The sequence below is a fragment of the Streptomyces sp. NPDC059866 genome (genome assembly GCF_042731325.1).
Classification (GTDB): Bacteria; Actinomycetota; Actinomycetes; order Streptomycetales; family Streptomycetaceae; genus Streptomyces; species Streptomyces flavusporus.
In genome coordinates this window covers 1-1,158 of the sequence record NZ_JBHWJT010000141.1, presented here as the reverse complement: position 1 = coordinate 1,158, position 1,158 = coordinate 1, and the positions used below count along the sequence as shown (strand labels likewise).

At 66.9% G+C, this 1,158-nt stretch carries 2 protein-coding genes; both read right to left on the bottom strand.

The features are described 5' to 3' along the window. Positions 1-28: 28 nt before the first annotated feature. A complete protein-coding gene (locus ACFV7R_RS47120) occupies positions 29-607 on the bottom strand; it encodes a transposase (RefSeq protein WP_385276999.1) in 579 nt (192 codons plus the stop codon). Further along, a complete protein-coding gene (locus tag ACFV7R_RS47115) occupies positions 604-1,098 on the bottom strand; it encodes a winged helix-turn-helix domain-containing protein (RefSeq protein WP_385276996.1) in 495 nt (164 codons plus the stop codon). The genes ACFV7R_RS47120 and ACFV7R_RS47115 overlap by 4 nt, the downstream gene beginning before the upstream one ends. Between the last annotated feature and the right edge of the window lie 60 nt (positions 1,099-1,158).

Genomic DNA, 1,158 nt, shown 5'->3' with positions numbered 1-1,158 from the left:
CTACTGAGGTTTTCGGTTCGGGGTGACGTTATGGCGGCGTTGTGATCAGTCCGGTCTCGGCGACGAACCCGTCGAGCAGGCCGGGCCGGTACTGCATCCGTTTGAGACGGGTCCGGACCAGGCCGGCGAGGTCATCGATGCTGCATGGGGCCAGATTGCCCAGGCTTTTCTTGAGATGCGCCCACACCCCCTCGGCCGGGTTGAGGTCGGGGCTGTAGGTCGGGAAGCGGAAGACTGTCAGCCACCGCCGTTTCCCGATCAGTTCGCGCATGGCGGCGTCGACGTGGTGGCTGTAGTTGTCCCAGACCAGCACGATGTTGCCGCCGAGCTGCTGGTGAGCGGCATCCAGGAGCGAGGCGAAGTCCTTCTCCCGAAAGCCCTTCTTCTCGCCTTTGCGGCCATGGTGCACCAGCATCCTGAAGATCAGCCGGGTGCGCTGACCGGCCTTGCGACAGACCAGACCCGCCAGGGAGATACGCCCCGATCCCGCAGCCCTGACCCTGACCCGCGGCGTGTGACCGCGCCGGGACCAGGTCCGTGCCTTCGGCGGCCGCAGCAGCTGCCCCGACTCATCCGCGAAGCACAGCCACGCATCCTGGTCCCTCACCGTCTTTCCACCCGTGGCCACGTCTCCTTGATCCACGTAGCCACGGCGTCCTCGTCGCGTTCGGCAGCCCGGCGCTGCGGGGCCTGCACTGTAAAGCCCATCTGGTGCAGGATGCGCCAGGTCTGCGCTGGACTGAAGCGGACATGAAAGCGTCTCGCGATCACCGTGGCGACGCGGTCCAGCGTCCACCGCTGGTCCTCCACCCAGCCATGTGCGGCCGGCCCTTTCTCCAACTCCACAGCCAGCCACTCCCGCCAGCTGGGCTTCATCCGGGAGGGCTGCCCTGACGGCCCCTTGGACCGAAGCGCCTCCACACCACCCTCCCGCCAGCGGGCATGCCAGGCATAGGCGGACTTACGTGAGACCCGTAACCGCCGTGCGACCTGCGGCGGCGCCACCCCTTGCGCGAATAACTCGGCTGCCTCGAACCGCACTTGCTCCCGCTGAGCCCGCTGCTTCGCGGTCAGGCCACCCCCATCGGGATACCGCATGACACCGGAATACACCCGCCAGCGAGATCACCGTCACCCTAGGCCGAAAACCTCAGTAGC